General features: G+C 44.9%; 21 protein-coding genes, 1 other RNA gene and 5 pseudogenes. 13 read left to right on the top strand and 14 right to left on the bottom strand.

The genetic code is table 11. The features are described 5' to 3' along the window. Positions 1–30: 30 nt before the first annotated feature. From pdxA to DXE37_RS01255, 3 genes and pseudogenes are all read right to left on the bottom strand, one after another. Positions 31–956 (bottom strand): annotated as a pseudogene (gene pdxA, locus DXE37_RS01265) (4-hydroxythreonine-4-phosphate dehydrogenase PdxA). Beyond that, complete coding sequence (locus DXE37_RS01260) at positions 931–2388, bottom strand: peptidylprolyl isomerase (RefSeq protein ID WP_231970891.1); 1458 nt, start codon at positions 2386–2388, stop codon at positions 931–933. The pseudogene pdxA and the gene DXE37_RS01260 overlap by 26 nt, the downstream one beginning before the upstream one ends. Further along, positions 2385–4907, bottom strand: coding sequence for an LPS-assembly protein LptD (locus tag DXE37_RS01255; protein WP_114636312.1), 2523 nt, complete (start codon positions 4905–4907; stop codon positions 2385–2387). Before DXE37_RS01255 ends, DXE37_RS01260 begins: the two co-directional genes overlap by 4 nt. A gap of 33 nt (positions 4908–4940) precedes the next feature. On the opposite strand from DXE37_RS01255, the pseudogene DXE37_RS01250 reads away from it, so the two are divergent. From DXE37_RS01250 to ruvB, 11 genes and pseudogenes are all read left to right on the top strand, one after another. Continuing rightward, a pseudogene (locus DXE37_RS01250) lies at positions 4941–5931 on the top strand (aminoglycoside phosphotransferase family protein). A 13-nt stretch (positions 5932–5944) separates the two neighbouring features. Next, positions 5945–6271 carry a nucleotidyltransferase family protein gene (locus DXE37_RS13835; RefSeq protein WP_331852094.1) on the top strand — a complete coding sequence of 109 codons (327 nt, stop codon included), beginning with the start codon at positions 5945–5947 and terminating at the stop codon, positions 6269–6271. After that, a complete protein-coding gene (locus DXE37_RS13830) occupies positions 6271–6606 on the top strand; it encodes a glycosyltransferase family protein (RefSeq protein WP_331852093.1) in 336 nt (111 codons plus the stop codon). Before DXE37_RS13835 ends, DXE37_RS13830 begins: the two co-directional genes overlap by 1 nt. A 46-nt stretch (positions 6607–6652) precedes the next feature. Then, positions 6653–8020 (top strand): aminopeptidase P N-terminal domain-containing protein, encoded by a 1368-nt coding sequence (locus DXE37_RS01240; RefSeq protein ID WP_114637497.1) that lies wholly within the window; start codon positions 6653–6655, stop codon positions 8018–8020. A 16-nt stretch (positions 8021–8036) separates the two neighbouring features. Continuing rightward, positions 8037–9194 carry an FAD-dependent monooxygenase gene (locus DXE37_RS01235; protein WP_114636311.1) on the top strand — a complete coding sequence of 386 codons (1158 nt, stop codon included), beginning with the start codon at positions 8037–8039 and terminating at the stop codon, positions 9192–9194. Between the two features lie 164 nt (positions 9195–9358). After that, positions 9359–10376 (top strand): annotated as a pseudogene (gene dusB / locus DXE37_RS01230) (tRNA dihydrouridine synthase DusB). A gap of 65 nt (positions 10377–10441) precedes the next feature. Further along, on the top strand, positions 10442–10681 hold the full coding sequence (locus DXE37_RS01225) for a helix-turn-helix domain-containing protein (RefSeq protein ID WP_114636310.1): 240 nt from the start codon (positions 10442–10444) through the stop codon (positions 10679–10681). 45 nt (positions 10682–10726) lie between these two features. Then, positions 10727–12307, top strand: coding sequence for a bifunctional phosphoribosylaminoimidazolecarboxamide formyltransferase/IMP cyclohydrolase (gene purH, locus DXE37_RS01220; RefSeq protein WP_114636309.1), 1581 nt, complete (start codon positions 10727–10729; stop codon positions 12305–12307). 25 nt (positions 12308–12332) lie between these two features. Further along, the gene (gene ruvC / locus DXE37_RS01215) at positions 12333–12851 is read left to right on the top strand and encodes a crossover junction endodeoxyribonuclease RuvC (RefSeq protein WP_114636308.1); all 519 of its coding nucleotides are present in this window, start codon (positions 12333–12335) and stop codon (positions 12849–12851) included. 35 nt (positions 12852–12886) lie between these two features. Continuing rightward, positions 12887–13468 (top strand): Holliday junction branch migration protein RuvA, encoded by a 582-nt coding sequence (gene ruvA / locus DXE37_RS01210; protein WP_114636307.1) that lies wholly within the window; start codon positions 12887–12889, stop codon positions 13466–13468. A gap of 42 nt (positions 13469–13510) precedes the next feature. Continuing rightward, entirely contained in the window at positions 13511–14581 is a 1071-nt protein-coding gene (gene ruvB, locus DXE37_RS01205) for a Holliday junction branch migration DNA helicase RuvB (protein ID WP_114636306.1), read from the top strand. Here ruvB and DXE37_RS01200 read toward each other — a convergent pair. Then, positions 14570–14809 carry a hypothetical protein gene (locus tag DXE37_RS01200; protein WP_231970889.1) on the bottom strand — a complete coding sequence of 80 codons (240 nt, stop codon included), beginning with the start codon at positions 14807–14809 and terminating at the stop codon, positions 14570–14572. The two genes, ruvB and DXE37_RS01200, sit on opposite strands and share 12 nt — an antisense overlap. A 167-nt stretch (positions 14810–14976) precedes the next feature. Continuing rightward, entirely contained in the window at positions 14977–16209 is a 1233-nt protein-coding gene (gene tyrS / locus DXE37_RS01195) for a tyrosine--tRNA ligase (RefSeq protein ID WP_114636304.1), read from the bottom strand. A 76-nt stretch (positions 16210–16285) separates the two neighbouring features. On the opposite strand from tyrS, the pseudogene DXE37_RS01190 reads away from it, so the two are divergent. Further along, a pseudogene (locus DXE37_RS01190) lies at positions 16286–17410 on the top strand (anhydro-N-acetylmuramic acid kinase). A 16-nt stretch (positions 17411–17426) separates the two neighbouring features. On the opposite strand, the gene erpA reads toward DXE37_RS01190, so the two are convergent. The 4 genes from erpA to rplM form a co-directional block, all read right to left on the bottom strand. Further along, a complete protein-coding gene (gene erpA, locus DXE37_RS01185; protein ID WP_114636303.1) occupies positions 17427–17801 on the bottom strand; it encodes an iron-sulfur cluster insertion protein ErpA in 375 nt (124 codons plus the stop codon). A 68-nt stretch (positions 17802–17869) separates the two neighbouring features. After that, the gene (gene argC, locus DXE37_RS01180) at positions 17870–18928 is read right to left on the bottom strand and encodes an N-acetyl-gamma-glutamyl-phosphate reductase (protein WP_114636302.1); all 1059 of its coding nucleotides are present in this window, start codon (positions 18926–18928) and stop codon (positions 17870–17872) included. A 137-nt stretch (positions 18929–19065) separates the two neighbouring features. Further along, entirely contained in the window at positions 19066–19467 is a 402-nt protein-coding gene (gene rpsI / locus DXE37_RS01175; RefSeq protein ID WP_114636301.1) for a 30S ribosomal protein S9, read from the bottom strand. 9 nt (positions 19468–19476) lie between these two features. Continuing rightward, positions 19477–19905 carry a 50S ribosomal protein L13 gene (gene rplM / locus DXE37_RS01170; protein ID WP_114636300.1) on the bottom strand — a complete coding sequence of 143 codons (429 nt, stop codon included), beginning with the start codon at positions 19903–19905 and terminating at the stop codon, positions 19477–19479. A gap of 454 nt (positions 19906–20359) precedes the next feature. On the opposite strand from rplM, the pseudogene DXE37_RS01165 reads away from it, so the two are divergent. Beyond that, positions 20360–20748, top strand: a pseudogene (locus DXE37_RS01165) (OsmC family protein). Here DXE37_RS01165 and rnpB read toward each other — a convergent pair. The 5 genes from rnpB to DXE37_RS13225 form a co-directional block, all read right to left on the bottom strand. Next, positions 20749–21055: RNase P RNA component class A (gene rnpB / locus DXE37_RS01160), an RNA gene on the bottom strand. A gap of 59 nt (positions 21056–21114) precedes the next feature. Continuing rightward, on the bottom strand, positions 21115–22173 hold the full coding sequence (gene pyrC, locus DXE37_RS01155; protein WP_114636299.1) for a dihydroorotase: 1059 nt from the start codon (positions 22171–22173) through the stop codon (positions 21115–21117). 1 nt (position 22174) lies between these two features. Further along, on the bottom strand, positions 22175–22489 hold the full coding sequence (locus DXE37_RS11975) for an MOFRL family protein (protein ID WP_231971341.1): 315 nt from the start codon (positions 22487–22489) through the stop codon (positions 22175–22177). Positions 22490–22588: 99 nt separating this feature from the next. Further along, entirely contained in the window at positions 22589–23206 is a 618-nt protein-coding gene (locus DXE37_RS11970) for a DUF4147 domain-containing protein (protein WP_269460254.1), read from the bottom strand. Further along, on the bottom strand, positions 23158–23397 hold the full coding sequence (locus tag DXE37_RS13225) for a DUF4147 domain-containing protein (RefSeq protein ID WP_269460253.1): 240 nt from the start codon (positions 23395–23397) through the stop codon (positions 23158–23160). The genes DXE37_RS11970 and DXE37_RS13225 overlap by 49 nt, the downstream gene beginning before the upstream one ends. Between the last annotated feature and the right edge of the window lie 83 nt (positions 23398–23480).

The raw sequence follows: 23480 nt of genomic DNA, 5'->3' as shown, positions 1-23480 counted from the left end.
TCAAGCATGCTGCCAGAATCCGCAATTCCTTTACCCGCAAATATCCAATGCGGTTCCATGATCGACTGATGTGCGAATAATTGGCAAGCCTAGAGTGACATTGACACCTCTCCAAATGTCACAAATTTAAAAGGTGCCAATCCTTGATCATGATAAATAGCAATGAAAGCGTCCACCGTAGATATGGACTCGGCACCAAACATAGTATCCCCTGGGTAGGGACCTGATACATTCACTCCCAGCCGTTTATCTGCTTCAATGACCGGGGAAATAATTTCAATTTCTTCGCGACCTAAGTGACCAGACTCACCAGCATGTGGATTTAAACCAGCTATACGTATTAACGGTTTAGCAATTCCAAATTTTTGCTGTAAATCTTGATTCACGATTTGAATCGTATTGAATATCAATTCAAAACTCAGCGCTTGCGGTATGTCTTTTAAGGGTAGATGGGTTGTAACTAAGGCAACTCGTAAAGCACGTGAGGCAGCAAGTCCCAAAAAACCCTGAGATAGTTGCGCGCACAACATCATCACCACATGTGAGCTATTGCAACGCTGTGCTAGGTATTCTGTATGCCCTGAAAAAAGTGTACCAGCATCGTTGATAATACTTTTTTGAAGTGGCGCAGTTACCATTGCATCATAGCGACCCTGCTTGCAGCCATCGATAGCGTGGTTCAATTGGTTGATTACATACGGAGCATTATCAATACTTAAAAGGCCCGGGGTAACAGTGGCTCCAAGAGAAATGGGTTGAAATTGCAGTCTTTCTAACAATTCCGGGGCAATACTCTTGGATGCTGGAAATAATTCTTCATCACCCAATAAAGTAATTTGAACGTTAGCTTGTTCACGCAAAAATACTAGCGAAGCGATAAGAGAAACTTCAGGCCCTATTCCAGCTGGCTCCCCCGTGCTTACAACGAGATTAACGGGGTGCACTGCTTGCTGCATCATCCGCGTTAAGAATTTTTACAGTTGCGTTATCACGTAGCTCTCGTAACCACTCTTGGTAAGCCTGCTCGAATTTTCTCTCACGGATTGCAGCACGCGCAAATTGACGCTGTTTTTCAACAGTGAGCTGACCCTCGCGACGATCCAATACTTGAATCAGATGCCAACCAAATTCTGTCTTTACTGGATTACTTACATCGCCAATTTGTAAACGATTCATTGCTTGCTCAAACTCTGGAACCAAGTCTCCAGGACTCATCCAACCCAGATCACCGCCATTTGCGGCAGAGCCATCTTCAGAATATTTTTTCGCCAAATCTGCAAAATCGGCAGTTTTAGTACGAACCTGATCACGATATCCTTGCAAGCGTCTTTCTGCATCTTGATCGCTTAATCCAGGGCGATTGCGCAACAAAATATGACGTGAAAAGGTTTGTGTAATGGGAATACTTTGTGGTGTATTTGAGGCAACATCTGCGGCAACTGCTTGCTGTGGAGGAGGGCTTGCACCCATAGCACGTCTGTCCAATACTTTAAGTACGTGATAACCAGCGGGACTTTTAACGACAGCATTAGCAACTTGCCCGCTACCAGTGTTACGAACTGCTTCATAGAACAATTGAGGCAATCGATCAGGAGTGCGATAACCCAATTCCTGAAACTTAATCTTAGGATTATCTTTGGCTGCCATCGCACCCAATTGCAAGAAATCAACATCTCCACGGGCATCTCTAAGTAGAGCATCAGCTTTCTTCTTTGCCTCAGCCTGAGCTCCAGCACCGGCACTGGCATCTACAGAAATAAATATCTGTGCCACATCAATTTCCTCGATATCACCCTTACCTGCAGGCGCAGAACGTGGGGTGCCTACTGGAGAGGAGGCGCGCGTCCACTCAGCGATAAAGTTATCAATCTCTGCATCGGAGATTTTCAATTTAGCCTCAACCTCCCGCTCACGATATCGGCTAACTAAAACATCTTCTCGCAAGAGTTCTTTGTAACGTTCAAACGTTATCCCAGAAGCATTCATCTTAGCCTTAAACTCGGCATAGGTTAATTTATTTTTAGCGGCAAGGTCAGTGATAATTTTATCCAGCTCTTTATTGCTAACTCTGATTCCTTCTTGCTCAGCATTTTGCAGTTGAATTTTTTCAAGAATGAGGCGATCCAAAACCAACTTTCGTACTGATCCATCCTCTGGTAATTTAATGCCTTGCTTTTTAAGGGATGCAATTCGGTCATCAATTTCTTTACGTGTTACATATCCTGTATTTACTACAGCTGCAACACCATCAATGTTGCGTATCTTGCTTTCGGTAGCCGTATTGGTCTTTGCTACATCTTGAGCAACTGAGGCACTCACAAATAATCCAAAGCCAAGAAAAAAGACTCCAGCACAGATTTGTTTAAGGCGAATTACAGAAAGCATCATTGATAGTTCTCATATATTGAGGGTGGTATAGGCTTAGAGGTAGGCATATATCCTGGAACATTTAGCCTCATGATATCAACTGGATTGCTTCCAACGCTACCAAAGCCCCTAAATTCGACCTGAAAAAACACTTGGGTTGTTGTTATCTGAGAAGTATTGAGCACTTGGGAATAAGCTCCACGGAAAGTCCAGCAATCCCTATTCCACTCTAAGGCAAGCAAAGCATTCAAAGTTTTAGTGGTCAGAGCGTCGTATCCCCAGCGACCTAAAACAGAAATTTCCTTAGTAATGGGCCATTGTCCGGAGATATTGTATTGATCTGTAGTGGTAGCAGCAGGCACAAATGGTTGATTATTTTGGATGGATGCCTGCACTGGAGGAGACCAAACATTTCGGTAACCAAAGTTTAAGCTCCTGCCTTGAGTTGGACGCCAACTAGCTCCGATCGTGGATTGAACAAATCGATTCAACTGAGTGTTGTACTGCCCGAATACACCTGCACTGAAATGGCCAAGTAAGTGAAGTGAGCCCGAGCCTAAGGTATCCGAATAAGTAGTGGGATTAGCAATATTTCCATTGAGGCCAACCCGTTGCCCTGTGAATTGCTGCTTTTGCGCAAGGGTTACATTTACTCGTTCAGCACCGGTAGTTGCCTCAATCATGCGACTAGTGATACCAAGTGTCGCTGCATTACTATCCGCAATACGGTCGTTACCAATAAAGGTGTTTTCCCTAAAAATTTGCGAGATCCCAAAACCCGCATCAGCGGTATCAAATAATGGTGTCTGGGCCTGGCTCTGATAAGGCGTATAGACATAAAAAGCACGAGGCTCCATAGTCAACAGCATATCCCTTCCAAAGAAGCCCTTTAATTCTTTAGCATTTCTTTCAAACGCCAAACCTGAATCCAAGCTCAGGGTTGGAATGGTAAAGCCCTGAGCCACTGGTGCGCCACCTGCTATAAATGGTGTGGCGTTATAAGTGTTAGATTGAAAGCTCACTTTAGGAGTGATGTAGTAGCCTGGTGTTATTTGTGGCAGAGACATTGCGCCCTTAACAACGGTTCTATCGGCTTGGCTATAGACACCAGGAGCAGTGGCAGCTAGGTTGCCGCCGATGTTATATGAAAACCTCGTGTAATCAGTTGAAAAAGTTGTTGCCAGTCCAGAAGGTAGGATTATGTACTTCCCACTTGCATCTGTCACTGCAGAGGTAATTTGGTTGTTATAGGCAACAATAATATTTGGCAGCACGTTATATGGAGCCTGTACTGTTAACGTGGGATCAGGTTGCAAGGTTTGAAACGTTAATGCTCTTGCTGATACAACCCAATTACTTAAGCTTCCTGTGAGCCCTTTAGTAGTTCCAACCTCTTGTCGAAATTGACTGGTAACAGAACCCGCAATACTTTGAAAAAAATCTGTTGGATAGAGACTATCTGAAACCCGGGACATATTTGCGTAACCAGTCCACGAACCTGGCAAAGGAATGCCACTAGGAGAAACGCCCCCACTAAAAACCTGCCGCTGTTGCCAATCGTATCGCCAACGATTGGTTCCAGTTTTATTATCGTGAGCTAAGTAATCACCAGCCAAAGTCCCGCTGTATTTATTATCTAGGAATCGATAAGCCGCCCCCAGTTGTAGTCCGCGCTCAGCCATATATCGCGGCAAAATCAATAAATCTCTGTTCGGGGCGATATCTACATAGTATGGCTGAGTAATATCGAAACCATTGTTTGAGTTGTAGTCAACCGCTGGAGCCAAAATGCCTGAGCGGCGTTGACTCGAGATTGGAGCTGTGAAATAAGGAATATAGGCAATCGGTACATCAAAGAAACGCATTACCCCATGCGTCCCCACCATCTCTTTTTGCTCATTATCAATTTCTAAAGTACTGGCCGAGAAATACCAATCCATATTTTGAGGGGTACAAGTCGAATAAGTAGCTTTATCAAATACAAAAATATCTGAATTTTCAATTGTTAATTTTTTTGCAGTACCGTTTTCACGGGTATCGCGCAGCTCATAAGTCGGCGTCTCCATTTCACCTTCACGCGCATCTACCTTAAATTTGGCTGTTGGTCCTTTGAAAGTAGTATTTCCTTTTGTTAACTCAGCATTGCCAACTAAGTCAGCAATATCAGTATCTGGATCATAGGTAATTTCATCGGCTTTAATGACGGCACCATTACGACGTATTTGTGCTCGTCCTTTGAGATGCATCTGGCGGTCAACTACGCCATCAATAGAGTCACTTGAAGTAAAAGTTAGCGCTTTGCTGTCGTCCAAGGGAGGTCCGACACGCAACTGATCATCCAACTTTAAAATAGTGACATTACCGCGATCGGGCAACAAAACTGTATTGCCTCCAGCCTGTGAAACTGCAGGCAAAGGAGCGGGCGCTTGAGCACATCCGAGGCGGGCAAATTGAAGCAATGTCACCCCCATCATCACGCGCAGGGTTACATGCAAAAAAAGAGGGGCGCAAAGGCCGGCGCGACGGCGATAATGACTCATAGATCCAGACCCGTCTTATTATACGAATCGACCATGACTGACTCACGCTTAAACACCCTACGTAACTGACTAAAGGCTCTAGAAGCTAGCTGGCAATTAGATCTCGACACTTTGGCGCCGGCCTCCGCAGATGCCAGCTTTTAGGCGCTATTTCTGAATCGAGTCAAAAATACCCAATTTCGGCACTTTGATCGTGATGGATGCCCCCACCCGAACATGAGCCTCTAGATGCCTTTATTAAGGTCGATTTATTGCTCTCAGATGCTGGTTTGAACGTACCCAAAATCCTCGAGCAAAATCTTGAAGAAGGCTTCTTGTTGCTGAGCGACTTGGGAATCAAAACCTACCTAGCAGAACTCAACAACGAAACAGCTGATCACCTCTATAAAGACGCAACGCACGCATTGGTTTTAATGCAAAAAGCTAACAAGCCCAATGTATTACCAAACTATGACGGTGCCCTTTTGCAGCGTGAACTAGATTTATTTCCTAAGTAGTATCTAAAGAAACATCTCAATATTGAGCTGAATGATCAGCAAAAAAGCAATTAAAAACATCATTTGGGCTTATCATTGAAAATAATCTGGCACAAGCTAAAGTCTATGTTCATCGAGATTACCATTCACGCAATTTAATGGTGACAGAAATCAATAATCCAGGCGTGATTGACTTTCAAGATGCGGTGTATGGTCCCATTACTTATGACGCTTCTTCGCTATGGCGTGATGCTTACATTGCTTGGCCAGAAGAGCGGGTCATTAAGTTTTGGGAAGAAGGTCGCAAGGCGGGACTACCTATGCCAAACGATTCTAGACAGTTCTATCGCGACTTTGAGTGGATGGGATTACAATGTCGCCTCAAAGTTCTTGGTATCTTCGCAAGACTATTTCATCGTGATGGTAAAGATGGGTACTTGAAGGACATCCCTCTCGTACTTGAATATGCAATTGCATGCGCAAATCGATATGTTGAATTAAAACCGTTGGCTCGAATCCTTGAGTCCACACGCATTAATAAAGATTAGCCAATTTCTTGTGATGAATCAGAGTAATCCTATTCCTTGTTTTTTACTGGCTGCTGGCAGAGGCGAACGTATGCGCCCCCTCACTGACACACTGCCCAAACCCTTACTTAGTATTCAAAATAAGTCTTTGCTGGCATGGCATTTGGAAGCTCTGTCCAAAGCAAAGGTTCAAAAAGCAATTATTAATCACGCCTGGCTAGGAGAAAAAATTGAAGCGGCCCTGGGAAGCGGACAGCAATTTGGTCTTCATATTCATTACTCCCCTGAGGGCAGCGCTTTAGAAACGGCTGGCGGTATTTATAAGGCGCCCCCATCATTGAGCCCAATGATTACTTTCTGATGATTAATGGCGATGTATTTAGCCCTAACTTACCCGTAGATCATCTTTTGGAGACCGCCTCTAAAATGCGTTTTGATGCCAACAAGCCTCTAGCTCACTTGCTAATGGTCCCAAATCCAGTACAACATCCCGAGGGTGATTTTTACCTCCAAGACTCTAGAGTTAGCAGCATTTCATCCGATGGCGCTGAAAAACTCACCTTCTCCGGCATTGGGATTTATCACAAAGACCTTTTCCAAGGCATTGAATTTGGGACTCCTGCCAAGCTAGCCCCTCTACTGAAGGCGGCAATGGAGCAAAATAAAGTGTCTGGTGAAAAATATGTCGCTCCATAGCACGATGTAGGCACACCACAACGCTTACAAGAGCTCAATGCAGCATATGACTAAAACAAATATTTATCAGTTTCGTAGAAATCAATTAGCGGAACAAATTTTTGCTAAAACTGGAGGTGGGGTTGCCATCATTTCTACCGCCCCTGAACTTGCCCGCAATCGCGATAGCGAATTTCCCTATCGTCATGACAGTGCTTTTTACTACTTAACGGGCTTTGAAGAGCCTGGTGCTACGCTGGTTATTAAAGTGAATGAAAGTGGGAATAGTTTTCAAGCTCAATCGCATTTATTTTGCAGGCCCAAAGATATAGAGCGAGAAATTTGGGATGGTGTTCGTCTAGGCCCTGATGCCGCCCCAGAATCTTTGGGCATTGAATTTGCTTATAGTAATCAGGAGTTAGATCAAAAGCTCAATGAATTATTAGCCGATCAGGGTGCTCTTTATGTACGTCTGGCTGATAGTGCCGAATCCGATCGACGCCTACGTCACTGGATGAAACAAGTTCGTGCGCAAGCTCGCTCTGGAGTAAATCCACCATCACAACTTCATGACATTGATGCCATGATTCATGAAATGCGTTTATTTAAAGATGCCCATGAAATTGACATCATGCGCCGTGCTGCAGCCATCTCTGCTCGTGCCCATATCCGTGCTATGCAAGCGTGCAAACCTGGTATGAGGGAATATCAACTTGAAGCAGAACTGCTCCATGAATTTCGACACAGCGGCGCTCAAAGCGTTGCGTACAACAGTATTGTTGCTGGTGGTGCCAACTCGTGCATTCTTCACTATCGCGCTAGTTCAACAGAATTACGCAGTGGTGAACTTTGCTTAATTGATGCTGGTTGCGAGCTCGATAGTTATGCATCGGATATTACACGCACATTCCCCGTAAACGGAAAATTTTCCGGGCCGCAACGTGCTCTCTATGCCATTACATTAGCAGCTCAAGAAGCCGCAATTGCCATGACAAAACCAGGCAACACTTTTATGCGACCACACGAAGCAGCGCTTCAAGTGCTAACTCAAGGCTTACTAGATGAAAATCTGCTGAAACTTTCAGAATTGGGTTCGCTTGAAAACGCCATAGAAACAGGCGCTTATCGCCGCTTCTATATGCATCACACTTCGCATTGGCTAGGCATGGATGTGCACGATGTTGGTTCCTATCGCGAGGCTGCACTAAAATCATCCAGTGTCGATAAGCCTTGGCGCATCTTGAAGAACGGTATGGTACTTACGATTGAGCCCGGCCTCTATATAAGACCCGCGGATGATATTGATGAAAGGTTTTGGAATATTGGCATCCGTATCGAAGATGATGCCGTCTTAAATGATTCTGGTTGTGAGTTGATTTCTCGTGGCGTGCCAGTCAAAGCCGATGAAATTGAAGCAATCATGAAAAACGTATAGCGATATCCAAATAAAAATGAGTTCTTCTAATTGCGATATTTTGATTCAGGGTGGCGGGCCAGTCGGATTAGCTTGCGCTGCTTGGACGCTACAAAAATTTCCGGACGCAAGCATCACATTACTCGATCGCAATCCTGTCAATGATATTGATTTAGCCAACACTGATAATCGTGGAATTGCCTTGTCACACGGCAGCAAAATATTGCTCAATACGATTCGTGCATGGCCAAAAGAATCTGCCCAAATTCATCAAGTCCATGTTTCACAAGCAGGACGTTTTGGCAGAGCGCTGATGAAGCGCGAAGAACTTAAGCAAGAAGCATTGGGACATATTATTCGTTATCGCGATATTCACATCACTTTGCGTCAAGCATTGAGGGTCTTACAAGCAACCAGCCCTAACTTTGTCTGGAAGCACATTCACAAAGAAACCGAAGAAAATCAGATTCATTCGAAATGTATCGTGCATGCTGAAGGTGGTTTATTTAAAAATCAAGATTGGGTTGAGTCTGGCCGCGACTATAGTCAGTCAGCCTTGGTTGGATTGGTTGAAGTAGAGAATGCAGCGCCCCATCAAGCTTGGGAACGATTTACTGCAGAGGGTCCACTAGCAGCTCTCCCAAGTCATTATGGTCCTAATATTTTGAACCTCGTATGGTGCGGTTCACCAGAATCTTCACAATATCGCTTACAGCTCAATGATGCCGATTTTTTAAGTGAACTACAAAAAGAATTTGGTTCACGAATTGGATATTTTCTGAAAGTGCAAGATCGACGTTTATATGACCTCGGCTTGAATTATCGAAAAGAAATTACTAAAGATAATCAAGTGTGGATTGGTAATGCAGCTCAAACTTTGCATCCGGTTGCTGGCCAAGGCTTAAATCTTGGGTTACGTGACGCCTTTTTACTAGCAGAGAAATTGGTAGAAATATTCTCGGGTTCTGCAGAGGATCAATCTCCGGCGAAGATACATCACGCCCTTCAAAGCTACGCTCAAAGTCGTAAAGCAGATAGAACAACAACTATAGGGCTAACTGACTTCATGGCTAGGGTGTTTACATCGAATTTAGCCCCTGTAGTACTTGCCCGTAGCATAGCCTTAAGCGCCCTTCAGTGGCTTCCGCCAATCAAAACAGCCTTGGCACGGCAGATGATGTTTGGCAGGCGCTAAGGGGCTTAAACAGCCTCCAAAATCCAAGACGACTCCGTTTGATTCAGAACAAGTACTCTGCCTAAAAATTAGGCAGAGTACTTGTTCTGAATATGCTAAAGTGACACGCTTTCCGCTCTAGCAGTCAAACCAACAGCGAAATTCTGATTTCCATACCCCTTTAGATGAAGATTGGCCCTCACCTCCCGGCAAATAAAATATTTGTGGCCCCTATGGCTGGGGTGACAGACCGTCCTTTTCGTCAACTTTGCAAAAAATTAGGGGCTGGTTACGCTGTTTCTGAAATGGTGGCCTCAAATGCCTTGCTTTGGAAAAGCGAAAAGACACAACGTCGCGCCAATCATGTTGGTGAATTCAAGCCCATTGCAGTGCAAATTGCAGGCGCTGACCCAGCGATGATGGCAGCTGCCGCAAAGATTAACGTTGATCATGGCGCCCAGATTATTGATATCAATATGGGTTGCCCTGCTAAGAAAGTATGTAATGTGGCAGCGGGCTCCGCTTTGCTTCGTGATGAACCCTTAATGCAACAAATCTTAGAAGCCGTTGTAAATGCTGTAGGCATTGGACCTGATGCCGTGCCAGTAACTTTAAAGATTCGCACCGGCCCGGGATCGCGATCATAAGAATGTCATTGAGATTGCTCGTCTTGCAGAAAAATCTGGCATCTCTATGCTGACTGTTCATGGCCGTACACGAGCAGATCTTTATCACGGCGAAGCTGAATATGAAACGATTACTGCAGTCAAAAATATTGTAGGCATTCCAGTGGTAGCCAATGGCGATATCAACAGCCCTGAAAAAGCGGAGCAAGTATTAAAGATTACCGGTGCAGACGCTATTATGATCGGACGAGCCGCCCAAGGTCGACCTTGGATTTTCCGCGAAATTAATCATTATCTCGAAACAGGTGGCAAGCTACCAACCCCAAAGATCAATAAGATAAAGTCCATCATGAATACCCATCTCCTAGATCACTATGAGTTTTATGGTGAGCATATTGGCCTTCGTACTGCCCGCAAACATATTGGCTGGTACCGCAAAGGACTCCGTGATTCCCATGCTTTTCGTCCGCGCATGAATACTGCCGACGATTGCAAAACTCAATTACAAACGGTTAATGATTACTTTGATGAAATGAAATCTCATTCTGATCAGTTGTTATTTTTAGAGGCAGCATAGTTTTACCCACATTTAGTTTTCTTATTTTTGTTTTTATTTACTAGATTTTGTATTGATAGATTATTATGACCAATAAGCACCCGATTACCGAATGCATTGAAACCCAATTACAGGGCTACCTAAATGACCTTAAAGGAACAACACCAACTGATATTTATCAAATGGTCTTGGCTGTCGTAGAAAAACCAATGCTTGAATTAGTAAGGCAACATGCCAAACAAAATCAATCACTAGCCGCACAATATTTGGGTATTAATCGCAATACTCTCCACAAAAAGCTAGTTGAGCATCAACTTCTCAAGTAAATAAACAGCGCAGTCTATTCCCTTTAATTTAAATTTCCGAAAACTATGATCCGTACAGCCCTCCTCTCTGTATCTGATAAAAATGGCATCGTGCCTTTTGCCAAGTCTCTTCATGAGCAAGGCATTAAGCTCATCTCAACTGGTGGAACTGCAAAACTGTTGGCTGAAAATAATCTGCCAGTTGTTGAGGTTTCTTCCTTAACCAAGTTTCCGGAGATGCTTGACGGTCGCGTCAAGACACTACATCCGATGGTGCATGGCGGCTTATTAGCCCGCAGGGATTTCCCGGAACATATGGCGGCATTAAAAGAACATGGTATTGATACTATCGATATGCTCGTCATCAATCTTTATCCGTTTAATCAAACAGTAGCAAAAGAAAGTTGCTCATTCGAAGATGCGGTTGAGAACATTGATATCGGCGGCCCAGCTATGCTCCGTGCAGCGGCTAAGAATCATCAAGATGTGACTGTGTTGATCTCACCGGAAGATTACGCGTCCGTCTTAGCTGAAATGAAGGCCAACAACAATGTGGTTTCCTACAAGACTAATCTAGCCTTAGCTAAAAAGGTATTTGCACATACCGCTCAGTATGACGGCGCTATTGCGAATTATCTATCGGCTTTGGGTGATGACTTAGATCACAAGGCACGCTCTGCTTACCCAGAAACTTTGCACCTCGCTTTTGAAAAAGCACAGGAGATGCGTTATGGGGAGAACCCTCACCAATCCGCAGCTTTCTACAAAGATATCTATCCAGTTGATGGTGCACTAGCGAATTACAAGCAATTACAAGGTAAAGAACTTTCTTATAACAATATTGCAGATGCTGATTCTGCCTGGGAATGCGTTAAGAGCTTTACTGGTAATGTAGGGGGTGCGGCGGCTTGCGTCATCATTAAACATGCCAACCCTTGTGGTGTAGCAGTTGGTGCTACAGCTCTTGAAGCCTATCAAAAGGCATTTAAAACAGATCCGAGCTCCGCTTTTGGCGGCATTATTGCCTTTAACGTACCGTGCGATGGCGCTGCTGCAGAAGCAATCTCTAAACAATTTGTAGAGGTATTAATTGCCCCTAGTTTTAGCGATGAAGCTAAAGCAATTTTTGCTACCAAACAGAATGTTCGCCTACTTGAAATTCCATTAGGTGCTGCATTTAATACTTTTGATTTCAAACGCGTTGGTGGCGGATTGCTAGTGCAATCTCCTGATGCCAAGAATGTTCTTGAAAATGAAATGCGCGTTGTTAGCAAGCGCCTACCTACTCCAAGCGAAATGCATGATATGATGTTCGCATGGCGTGTTGCCAAGTTTGTTAAATCTAACGCCATCGTGTATTGCGCTAATGGTATGACCCTTGGAATTGGTGCTGGCCAAATGAGCCGCGTAGATTCTGCACGTATGGCTAGCATTAAGGCTGAGAATGCCGGCTTGAGCTTGAAAGGTTCTGCAGTAGCAAGTGATGCATTCTTCCCATTTCGAGATGGCTTGGATGTAGTGGTAAATGGCGGCGCAAGCTGCGCAATCCAGCCTGGTGGCAGTATGCGTGATGACGAGATTATTGCTGCAGCTAATGAACACGGTATTGCAATGAACTTTACCGGTACGCGTCACTTCCGTCATTAATTAATACGGAATCACGTTAGACAATATGCGCTGGATTGGCATCGACCCAGGTTTGCGTACAACTGGTTTTGGCGTCATTGATGTTAATGGCCAAAAGTTGACCTATGTAGCCTCTGGGACGATTGAAAGTGGTGATCCAACCAAAGGCTTGCCTGAACGATTAGGTATTCTTTATGCGGGAATTAAAGAGGTTTTAGAAACTTATCACCCCGAATCTGCCGCAATAGAAGAGGTCTTCTTGAACGTTAATCCTCGCTCAACCCTCATATTAGGTCAAGCTAGAGGTGCTGTGATCGCCGCGCTTGTTTCCGAAAAACTACCTGTTGCTGAATATAGTGCTCTTCGAGTCAAACAATCGATCGTTGGTACGGGACGCGCAGCTAAGCCTCAGGTTCAAGAGATGGTCAAGCGCTTACTCCGTCTCAACCGCGCCCCAGAAACAGATGCATCAGATGCATTGGGCGTTGCCATTTGCGCGACACATCATGCACAGCTACCTAAAACATTGACTGAGATCGCGGCAACCAAGAAGCGTAATAAGTAAAAAATATTAAATACATAACAGGTTAAGATCTCTCTATGATTGGTCGCATTCAAGGTACCCTCGTTTCAGTACATCCCCCTCGTCTCTTGGTTGATTGCCAAGGTATTGGGTATGAAGTAGATGTGCCAATGAGCATTCTGTACCAATTACCTCAAACAGGTCAAAAAATTACCCTCCTGACCCACTTTCAGGTGCGTGAAGATGCACAGCAACTTTTTGGGTTTGCTACCGAGACTGAGCGTGAAGCTTTTCGACAACTCATCAAAATTAGCGGGGTAGGCTCCCGAACCGCTTTAGCAGTTCTCTCTGGTATGAGTGTCAACGAGCTAGCACAAGCCATTGCCTTGCAAGAAGCTGGCCGGCTAACGCAGGTCCCTGGCATTAGCAAAAAAACAGCTGAGCGACTCTGCCTAGAACTCAAAGGCAAGCTAGCTCCTGATCTTGACATTACAGGTGGTAAATCTGAAGCGATTGAAGCTAGCAGTGAAGTTTTACAGGCACTTTTGGCTTTAGGTTATTCAGAAAAAGAGGCGCTCTTGGCACTCAAGCAAATTCCAGCAGATACCTTTGTATCTGATGGCATTCGGATGGGTCTGAAGTATTTATCTAAAGCCTGATCTTAATGAGGAGCTTTCCAGAATAAGCACTAAACTTGTAGCATGGTAATTCATACAGACGACCTCAACTCAATTCCTGAAGATCTACCAGAAGGCAATGCCCGCATTGTGAGTGGATCAGCCGGTAATGCTGAAACTGTCTTTGAAAGAGCGCTGCGCCCAAAGCAACTTGATGAATATGTTGGCCAAACTAAAGCGCGTGCCCAATTAGAGATTTTTATTAGCGCCACCCGAGCTCGCAAAGAGGCATTGGATCATGTGCTCCTCTTTGGCCCACCAGGCCTGGGTAAAACTACTCTTGCCCATATCATTGCTAGAGAACTTGGCGTGAACCTGCGCCAAACCAGTGGCCCAGTTCTGGACAGACCAGGCGATCTTGCTGCCTTACTTACCAATTTAGAAGAAAACGATGTTCTCTTTATTGATGAGATTCATCGTCTATCGACAGTAGTAGAAGAAATTCTATATCCTGCATTGGAAGACTACAGCCTAGACATCATGATTGGCGAAGGCCCTGCAGCACGCAGCGTGAAGATTGATCTCAAACCTTTTACCTTAATTGGTGCAACCACGCGCGCTGGTATGTTGACAAATCCACTACGTGATCGTTTTGGTATTGTGGCAAGGCTTGAGTTCTACACCACTGAAGAGCTGACCAAGATTATTGATCGTTCAGCCAATTTATTAAAAGCTAACATCGATCCAGAAGGCTCGATAGAAATAGCTAAGCGTGCGCGTGGCACTCCACGCATCGCCAACCGCCTATTACGTCGGGTTCGTGACTACGCTGAAGTAAAGGGCACTGGTACGATTACCAAAGCTATGGCTGATGCCGCACTCAAAATGCTTGATGTTGATCCAAGCGGCTTTGATGTGATGGATAGAAAATTACTAGAAGCGATCTTGCATAAGTTCGATGGTGGTCCAGTTGGAATCGATAATTTGGCAGCTGCTATTAGCGAAGAACGTGACACCATAGAAGATGTTCTTGAGCCTTACCTCATTCAGCAAGGATATTTACAAAGAACTTCGCGAGGCCGAGTGGCAACCCGTCAGGCTTATGAGCATTTCGACCTCACACCACCTAGTAGAAGTGCTAGCTTAGATTTGTAATTCCGTAATTAGCCAGCAATCAGATCGGCATAAGCAATACATAACCACTGCTCTTCTATCTTTTTTCCAAACACTTAAGCGCGGAGAGTACTCAGGAGAAAGTTCTTTACCATCTCGATACTCGAGCGCAGCAATCCAAAAACTCACGATTAAATTATCTTGAGCTTTAGTAACCCTAAAATCTTTAAACTTTACGGGGCCAAGCTGCATTTCCTTCATCAGGCGCATGGCACTAGCTTTATCACAAGCCCCTTGAGAGCTCGCAAATTGGCATTCTGGGGCGAGCATCTTTTCTAGAGCTTCCCAGTTTTTCTCTTGAATAAGCTGAACGGAAAGCCGCTCTAGATGTTCTACCTCTAATTCAAGTTTTTTTGATCGTTCATATCTGTAGTCAATTAGGCAAGAGTGACTTTTGCAAACTTACGTTTGCCAACCTGTACTACGTAAGTTCCTGCTTCTACTTTTAACTGCTTGTCAGCAATCGTTGCGCCATCAATCTTCACGCCATTTTGCTCAATATTACGGTTTGCTTCTGATGTTGATAGGGCTAAGCCAGCCGCCTTCAATAAATTAGCTATTTGCATTGGCGCTCCAGAAATATTGACTTCTGGAATGTCATCCGGCACACCACCTTTGGCGCGGTGATTAAAGTCTTCTAGAGCCTTCTCTGCTGCAGTTTGTGAATGGAAACGTGCAACGATTTCTTGGGCGAGAAGTACCTTACAGTCTTTTGGGTTGAGACCTGCAGCGACTTCCTGCTTCATTAAATCAATTTCTGGCATAGGACGGAAAGAAAGTAATGTGAAGTAGTCCCACATCAAGTCATCGGAGATGCTCAATAGCTTTCCAAACATTTCACCAGCAGGCTCACTAATGCCAATGTAATTGCCTTTCGATTTACTCATTTTCTCAACGCCATCAAGACCAACGAGGAGTGGCATCGTCAAAATACACTGAGGCTCTTGGCCATATTCACGTTGGAGCTCACGACCAACTAAGAGATTAAATTTTTGATCTGTTCCACCGAGCTCTAGATCACTTTTGAGGGCGACGGAGTCATAGCCCTGCATCAAGGGATACAAAAATTCATGAATCGAAATCGGCACACCATTACGATAGCGCTTTGTGAAATCATCACGCTCTAGCATGCGAGCCACAGTATGTTTAGCAGCAAGCTGAATCATGCCGCGCGCACCCAAAGGATCACACCATTCACTGTTGTACCGCACTTCAGTTTTAGAAGCATCCAGCACCATACTAGCTTGACGATAGTATGTTTCTGCATTCACGGCAATTTCTTCAGCAGTCAATGGGGGACGAGTAGCGTTACGACCAGATGGATCACCAATCATGCTGGTGAAATCGCCAATTAAGAAAATAACGGTGTGACCTAAATCTTGTAGCTGACGTAACTTATTCAGAACTACCGTATGTCCCAAATGAATATCTGGGGCAGTGGGGTCTAATCCTAATTTAATCCGCAAAGGGGTCTGAGTAGCTAAGCTACGGGCCAACTTTTGCACCCAGTCAGCCTCAACCAATAACTCATCGCAACCACGTTTCGTGACTTCAAGCGCGGCAAAGACTTCGGGGGTCAAGGGATATTTTGGTTCTAGTTTGTCCGTCATGCTGATTCGGCTTACTGATTCAGTTAAATTGGTAGTTAAATTGCTAAAGCATAATTGTCGCATTCCTGAGAGCCACATGAACAAACCCTATTCCCTCTATATTGGCCTAATGTCTGGCACCAGCTTAGACGGGATAGATGCCGTTCTCGCCAAGATAGGGCCAAATGGTGAAACCAGTAACTTGGGAGCCATCAGCACTCAGATCTCTGCGCAAAACCTTATTTGAACTCCAAAACCCAGGTTCAAATGAGCTACACCGCGAAAAACTAGCAGGCAATGCGTTAGCTTTTGCCTATGCAGAAGCGGTTCGCCAACTACTGGAAAAGACTAACCTGAGGCCAGTAGACATTACCGCCATCGGAGAGTCCATGGCCAAACCATTCTCGTCACCAGCCACACCTTGGTGAAATGGCTTATACGCATCAAACACCTAATCCCGCTCTTTTAGCAGATTTTAACGGGCATCGATGTGATTGCAGATTTTAGAAGTCGTGATGTAGCTGCAGGTGGACATGGGGCTCCCTTAGTGCTCGCCTTTCATGCACAACAATTTTCAACGTCAGAAAATATAGCGATTCTGAATATTGGTGGAATTGCCAATCTCACACTACTTCCTCAAAAAGGCGAGGTTACTGGCTTTGATTGTGGGCCTGGCAATATGTTGATGGATGCATGGATACATGAACACCAAGGCAATACGTTTGATGAAAATGGTCAACGGGCATTAGAAGGTCAAGTCAATCAAGCACTTCTCATGAATATGCTGGCCGATCCCTACTTTGCCAAAGTTCCACCTAAGAGTACGGGCAGAGATGATTTTCATCTTGCTTGGTTACAAGAAAAATTAGAGGGTGAAAATTATTTTGCCGAGGATGTACAGGCTACATTACTGCATTTGACAGCGGACTCAATTTTGGATTCTCTGCTTCGGTATGCCCCGCAAACCCAGAAGCTGATTGTCTGTGGAGGTGGCGCCAGAAACAATGCACACATGAATTTACTTCAGGTAAAGGCACAGCAACTCTTCAAACATCCATTAAAAATCACTACTAGTGATTCTGCGGGAATAGACCCACAGCTAGTTGAAGGGCTTGCTTTTGCATGGCTAGCGTGGGCTCATAAAGAAAAACGGCCAGCAAACTTGCCAGCCGTTACAGGAGCTAAGGGACCCAGAATTCTGGGCGCTTGCTATCCAGCTTAATTAAGTACGTTTTTATTTAAGCCGAAAAAGACGATCCACAACCACAGGTAGTTGTGGCATTAGGATTTTTAATCACAAACTGTGAACCATTGATATCTTCTTTGTAATCAATCTCAGCGCCAACTAAATACTGGAAGCTCATAGAATCTACCAATAAAGTAACACCATTCTTTTCAAAGAGAGTGTCATCTTCATTCACTGCATCATCAAACGTGAATCCATACTGAAATCCTGAGCAACCACCGCCTTGTACGAATACTCGGAGCTTCAACTCTGGATTGCCTTCTTCCGCAATCAAGTCAGCCACTTTTGCAGCAGCGCTGTCCGTAAACACTAATGGTGTTGGTGGCTCAGCTAGGTCTTCTGCAGGTTTTGTCGCTAATTCAATCATGATTTACTCCTAATTCAAAAGGCAATGTCTTATTTTAGGCTTTTAATGCCCAGTTTGCTGAAGGGTCATTATGGGGAAACGGCGATCTGAGTGAGACCTGTCGTCTCCGGCAAGCCAAACATCAAATTCATACACTGTACGCCTTGACCTGAGGCACCCTTCACCAGGTTGTCCTCCACCACCAAAATAACTAAAGCATCACCTCCGGCTGGGCGATGAATCGCAATCCGTATACCGTTACTACCCCGTACGGAGCGCGTTTCTGGATGGCTGCCTGCTGGCATCACATCAACAAAAGGCTCATCTTTGTAGAAGTTTTCATATAGCTTTTGGTAATCCACCTCCTTGCCAGCATCAGTTAAACGCACATACAAGGTGGAATGAATGCCTCTAATCATTGGTGTTAAATGGGGGACAAAGGTCAAGCCAATCTGATCATGTCCTGCAATCGCCTTTAAACCCTGCACAATCTCCGGCAAGTGACGATGACCTTTTACTCCATACGCCTTGAAGTTATCACTTGCTTCAGAAAGTAACGTGCCGATTTCTGCTTTACAACCCGCACCTGAGGTGCCGGACTTCGAATCAGAAATAATATGTGTGCCATCGATTAAATTCTTGCCACCTGTCGAACTTGGCGCCAATAACGGTGCAAGGCCAAGCTGTACTGACGTTGGATAGCAGCCTGCTAAACCAACAACGCGGGCTTTTTTAATAGCATCGCGATTAATTTCAGGCAAACCATAAACCGCCTCTGCCAAAATTTCTGGGCATCCATGCTCCATACCATACCACTTAGCGAATTCTTTAACATCTTTTAGACGGAAGTCTGCAGCAAGATCCAAGATCTTTACGTTATTGGCAAGCAGCTCTTTAGCTTGGGCCATAGCAACACCATGTGGAGTTGCAAAAAATACTACATCACATTCATTAAGCTTAGCCTCATCTGGCGTCGTAAATTTGAGATCAACACGACCGCGCAAAGACGGAAACATTTCTGCCACTGGCATGCCAGCCTCTGTACGAGAAGTAATTGCAGTGAGCTCCACCTCAGGGTGTTGCGCCAATAAACGCAACAACTCTACTCCGGTGTAACCAGTACCGCCAACGATGCCAATTTTGATCATGTCTTTCTCCAAAATACTGCGCAATCATTTATCTACTTAGTAGAGACTAATACATCATTTTTACAATTTCCTTAATTGTAGAAACAAAAAGGGCCGCTTGCGCGACCCTTTCGATAAAACTTAAGCGACTGAAAGAATTAGCGCTTGCTGAACTGCTTACGACGACGCGCGCCGTGCAGACCAACTTTTTTACGCTCAACTTCACGAGCATCGCGAGTTACCAAACCTGCTTTAGACAGAGTTAGCTTCAAAGCGTTGTCGTAGTCGATCAATGCACGAGTAACACCGTGACGAACTGCACCAGCTTGACTAGTTTCACCGCCACCAGAAACGTTTACTTTGATGTCAAAGGTCGTTAAGTGAGCTGTAAGAGCCAAAGGCTGACGAGCGATCATGCGTGATGTTTCACGAGCAAAATAAGCATCGATAGGCTTACCATTAACAATAATGTCGCCTTTGCCAGATTTAATGAATACGCGCGCAACAGAACTCTTGCGGCGACCTGTACCGTAATTCCAATTTCCGTAATTAATAGCCATTTGGTTTCCTTAAATCTCTAACGCTTTTGGCTGTTGAGCCGCATGCGGATGATTGGCGTCACCATAGACTTTTAATTTCTTGATCATGGCATAGCCTAGTGGGCCTTTTGGCAACATACCCTTCACAGCCTTCTCCAAAGCACGACCTGGGAAACGGTCTTGCATCTTGTCGAAGTTAGTCGAGCTAATACCACCTGGGTATCCGCTGTGACGGTAATAAATTTTGTCCAAGCCTTTTGTGCCTGTGATACGTAGCTTAGAAGAGTTGATAACAACAATAAAGTCGCCAGTATCAACGTGTGGGGTGTATTCAGGCTTGTGCTTGCCGCGTAGACGGAGTGCCACTTCACTGGCGACACGACCGAGGACTTTGTCCGTAGCGTCAATCACGAACCATTCATGCACTACCTCATGGGATTTTGCAGAAAAAGTTTTCATGATTTCTCAAATTGTTATGGTCAAAAAAAATTACTCCAACCAAATTACGTCCACCTTGGCCCTGCTTATGTTTGCAAGCTCGCAGATTCTGCAATTTAACTGGTACAACAAATCACCGCCGACCGGCTCGGCAATTCCAGTAAAGTCTTGAATTGTAATCTAAAAAACCCAGGAACGAGTCCTGGGTTGGAATCCACTTATGTTTGGGTGAAGAAGACACTGGGAGGTAAGTCGCAGTCTTATACAAGACTGACCATCAATATGGTTGTTGTATCCATATGCATGGTGCGTTGCAAGAATATTGACCAAAATCAATTTATTTCTGCTTTTTTAGTTGTTTTTTCATATAACTAAAGCAAATAAATATTGGTAGACTATCGATAATATTGATTAATTTAGTAAGTTAGGGATCACTACTATAGAATGTCGAATAACTTAGTTGGGTAATAGCGGCATGGCTTTTTCAGCTGAAACTGGCAGTGGTCACCTTGTAAATATGGCTGGCGCACCCGAAGCAGGGGGCAGAAACTTGGCTCCAAGACCAATGGAGCTACTTTTGGCTGGTGCTGGTGGCTGCTCTGCTTTTGATGTGGTTTTGATCCTACAAAGAGCGCGTCAGGCTATTAGTGGATACGAAGTAGTCCTACACAAGCGGAACGAGCTAGCGAGGACCCCAAAGTCTTTACCAAAATCAATTTGCACTTTACGGTCAAAGGAAAAGACTTGGACCAAGCAAAAGTAGGCCGCGCCGTGAAACTGTCGCATGAAAAATATTGCGCAGCCACCACGATGTTAGCCAAAACCGCTGAATTGTCTTACAGCGTCGAAATCGTTTCAGAATAGGTGCAGAGTCAATCGATAAGCCGGATTCTGTCGCCTAGATTTGCATCTGGGGGCAATCATTCCTCTAGGCCGGCAGTTACCTAACGGCTCAAGCTCCCTACCCGCAGACTCAGCGGGACGCCTCATCGCCTGCTTACTTGGGATTGCTCCAGGTGGAGGTTACCGCGTTTCACCGCAACTAAATACGCTCGTCTCTGTGGCCCTATTCCTCACGTCGCCGTGGATGGCCGTTAGCCATCACCCTTCCCTATGGAGTCCGGACTTTCCTCCCCCTCAAAAAAGAGGCGGCGATTGCCCAATTGACTCTGCGCATGCAGTCTAACGCAGTCGGGACAATTTAGCTAAGAAAGTAATGAAGTCTGTTTTTTAAGCAAGTGACCAGGCAATGGTTTCGCCAGCACGTAGCGGCACGATGGTTGCATCACCCAATGGCAACTCCACTGGGATACTTTGCGCTTGTTTAATCAGAGTAATTTTTTTGCTATTGCGTGGCAAAGAATAAAAATCAGGACCAAAGAAACTTGCAAAGCCTTCTAATTTATCTAATTTACCAATGGTCTCAAATGCCTCCGCATATAAGCCCAAAGCATTAAAGGCGCTGTAACAACCTGCACAACCGCAAGCAGCCTCTTTGGCGCCCTTAGCATGAGGAGCACTATCAGTGCCCAAGAAGAAACGGGGATTACCGCTAGTAGCTGCCTCCAATAGAGCAACCCTATGCTCTTCACGCTTCAGAACTGGTAAGCAATAATGATGTGGACGAATACCACCAGCAAAAATCGCATTGCGATTCATTAACAAATGTTGAGGGGTAATAGTTGTAGCTATTGTATTTTTTCCATCAGTCACTGCATCGCGCACATAGTGTGCCGCTTGCTTGGTGGTAATGTGCTCAAACACAATTTTAAGATTAGGGAAGTGTTTACGCAAAGGCTCCAATACCGTATCAATAAATACGGCTTCACGATCAAAGATATCGATCTCAGAACTCGTTACTTCACCATGTACTAATAGAGGCATACCAACCGCCTGCATTGCCTCTAATGCCGCATGGCAATGTTTAAGATCGCTTACACCGGCATCACTATTTGTGGTGGCGCCCGCGGGATAGAGCTTAAATGCGGCAATACCCTCTGCCTTGGCCTTACGAACCTCATCTGCAGAAGTATTATCAGTAAGGTACAAAGTCATCAAAGGAGTAAAGCCAGTTACGCCCAATACATCCAGATTTGCTTGAATACGTGCTTGATATGCTTTAGCTAAATCTACAGTGGTTACTGGCGACTTCAGATTAGGCATGATGATAGCGCGCGCAAATTGACGCGCAGTATCAGCCAGTACGTCTTTCATGACGTCACCATCGCGAATATGCAAATGCCAGTCATCTGGCTGAATTAATTCAAGTTGAGTAGGTCTATTAGACATATTATTTATCTAGCAAGATGATGCGGAAATCATTCACATTGGTAAGTGTAGGACCAGTTTCCACTAACGCTCCTAATTGTGCAAAAAAGCCATAACAATCATGCGCTGATAAGAATTTCTCTGGCACTAGAGCTGTAGCCTGACCAGATTCACGGACAGCAGTATCAAACCAAGCGCCGGCATTCTTTTCACTGCCATCAATTCCATCGGTATCGGCTGCTAATGCAGCTAACTGGGGTAGATTATTGGTGGCAGCAAAAAGAGAAAGAAGATATTTACTGCAACGACCTCCTCGACCCTGTACACCAACTGGAATAGTGACAGTGCACTCTCCACCAGAAATGAGCGCTAAAGGCTTAGTCAGACCCTTCGCAACATAATCATGAACTAGGGCGCCCTGCTCAACACCAACCTCTTAAGCTTCACCAGTGATCGTATCCCCCAAAATGACTGGCTCATAACCTTGAATGCGCACATACTCTGCAGCAGCTTCTAGGCTTTTGTATGCAGTGGCTATCACGTGGTTCGCCACTTGAGCATTAACTAAATCAGCATCTTTTAGAGTCTCTGGTTTTTCACCTGCTAGACCTTGTTTGAGATGATCCAACACCGATACTGGAATGACAGAATCATTCAATTCATATTTTTGCAATATATTGAGTGCATCCAAATAAGTCGGGTAGTCTGCGGCGCATGGGCCGCTAGCAATATCTGCCGGGGAATCACCCGTGACATCAGAAATCAATAATGCCTCTACGCGAGCTCCACGAGCAATAGCAACTCTGGCTAAATTGCCACCCAAAATTGCAGACAAATGTTTGCGTACCACATTCATTTCTTCAATAGGAGCACCGCTACGTAAGAGTGCTTCCGTTGTCTTACGCATGTCTTCAATTGAAATACCTTCTTGGGGCAAAGTCAGAAGACTGGAGCCTCCACCCGACACCAACGCGATTAATACATCCCCCCGCTCCAACTGACTCGCTAATGCCAAGACTTCCTTAGCCCCATCCATACCAGTCTGATCGGGCACTGGATGACCAGCCCCTCCACAATTTTGATATGGTTTGTTGGTGAATTGTGGCCATAACGCGTGAGGACAACACCCTCTAATCTTGCTTTCGGCCAATTTGTCATTGCATAAGCTTCTAAGGCGCTAGCTATTGAAGCGCTGGCTTTACCAGCGCCCACTACTAAACACCTTCCTTTAGGCTGTTGCCCCATTGGGGAATATCTGAGCCAAATATTGCGGAACAATCAATTGGGGATCGGCGACTGCTCTACGGCTGCAGTAAACGCATTTTTTA

The organism is Polynucleobacter necessarius, from assembly GCF_900095205.1.
Classification (GTDB): domain Bacteria; phylum Pseudomonadota; class Gammaproteobacteria; order Burkholderiales; family Burkholderiaceae; genus Polynucleobacter; species Polynucleobacter necessarius_E.
This window is presented reverse-complemented; position numbering and strand designations above follow the sequence as displayed.

Coding starts and splice junctions, on each gene's coding strand:
- DXE37_RS13225 (WP_269460253.1), bottom strand. CDS start 23,397: ATGGGGCAACAGCCTAAAGGAAGGTGTTTAGTAGTGGGCGCTGGTAAA.
- DXE37_RS01255 (WP_114636312.1), bottom strand. CDS start 4,907: ATGAGTCATTATCGCCGTCGCGCCGGCCTTTGCGCCCCTCTTTTTTTG.
- pyrC (WP_114636299.1), bottom strand. CDS start 22,173: ATGTCTAATAGACCTACTCAACTTGAATTAATTCAGCCAGATGACTGG.
- DXE37_RS01235 (WP_114636311.1), top strand. CDS start 8,037: ATGAGTTCTTCTAATTGCGATATTTTGATTCAGGGTGGCGGGCCAGTC.
- ruvA (WP_114636307.1), top strand. CDS start 12,887: ATGATTGGTCGCATTCAAGGTACCCTCGTTTCAGTACATCCCCCTCGT.
- erpA (WP_114636303.1), bottom strand. CDS start 17,801: ATGATTGAATTAGCGACAAAACCTGCAGAAGACCTAGCTGAGCCACCA.
- tyrS (WP_114636304.1), bottom strand. CDS start 16,209: ATGACGGACAAACTAGAACCAAAATATCCCTTGACCCCCGAAGTCTTT.
- DXE37_RS01200 (WP_231970889.1), bottom strand. CDS start 14,809: ATGCGCCTGATGAAGGAAATGCAGCTTGGCCCCGTAAAGTTTAAAGAT.
- DXE37_RS01240 (WP_114637497.1), top strand. CDS start 6,653: ATGACTAAAACAAATATTTATCAGTTTCGTAGAAATCAATTAGCGGAA.
- DXE37_RS13835 (WP_331852094.1), top strand. CDS start 5,945: ATGAATCAGAGTAATCCTATTCCTTGTTTTTTACTGGCTGCTGGCAGA.
- ruvB (WP_114636306.1), top strand. CDS start 13,511: ATGGTAATTCATACAGACGACCTCAACTCAATTCCTGAAGATCTACCA.
- DXE37_RS13830 (WP_331852093.1), top strand. CDS start 6,271: ATGATTAATGGCGATGTATTTAGCCCTAACTTACCCGTAGATCATCTT.
- purH (WP_114636309.1), top strand. CDS start 10,727: ATGATCCGTACAGCCCTCCTCTCTGTATCTGATAAAAATGGCATCGTG.
- argC (WP_114636302.1), bottom strand. CDS start 18,928: ATGATCAAAATTGGCATCGTTGGCGGTACTGGTTACACCGGAGTAGAG.
- DXE37_RS01260 (WP_231970891.1), bottom strand. CDS start 2,388: ATGATGCTTTCTGTAATTCGCCTTAAACAAATCTGTGCTGGAGTCTTT.
- rplM (WP_114636300.1), bottom strand. CDS start 19,905: ATGAAAACTTTTTCTGCAAAATCCCATGAGGTAGTGCATGAATGGTTC.
- ruvC (WP_114636308.1), top strand. CDS start 12,333: ATGCGCTGGATTGGCATCGACCCAGGTTTGCGTACAACTGGTTTTGGC.
- DXE37_RS01225 (WP_114636310.1), top strand. CDS start 10,442: ATGACCAATAAGCACCCGATTACCGAATGCATTGAAACCCAATTACAG.
- rpsI (WP_114636301.1), bottom strand. CDS start 19,467: ATGGCTATTAATTACGGAAATTGGAATTACGGTACAGGTCGCCGCAAG.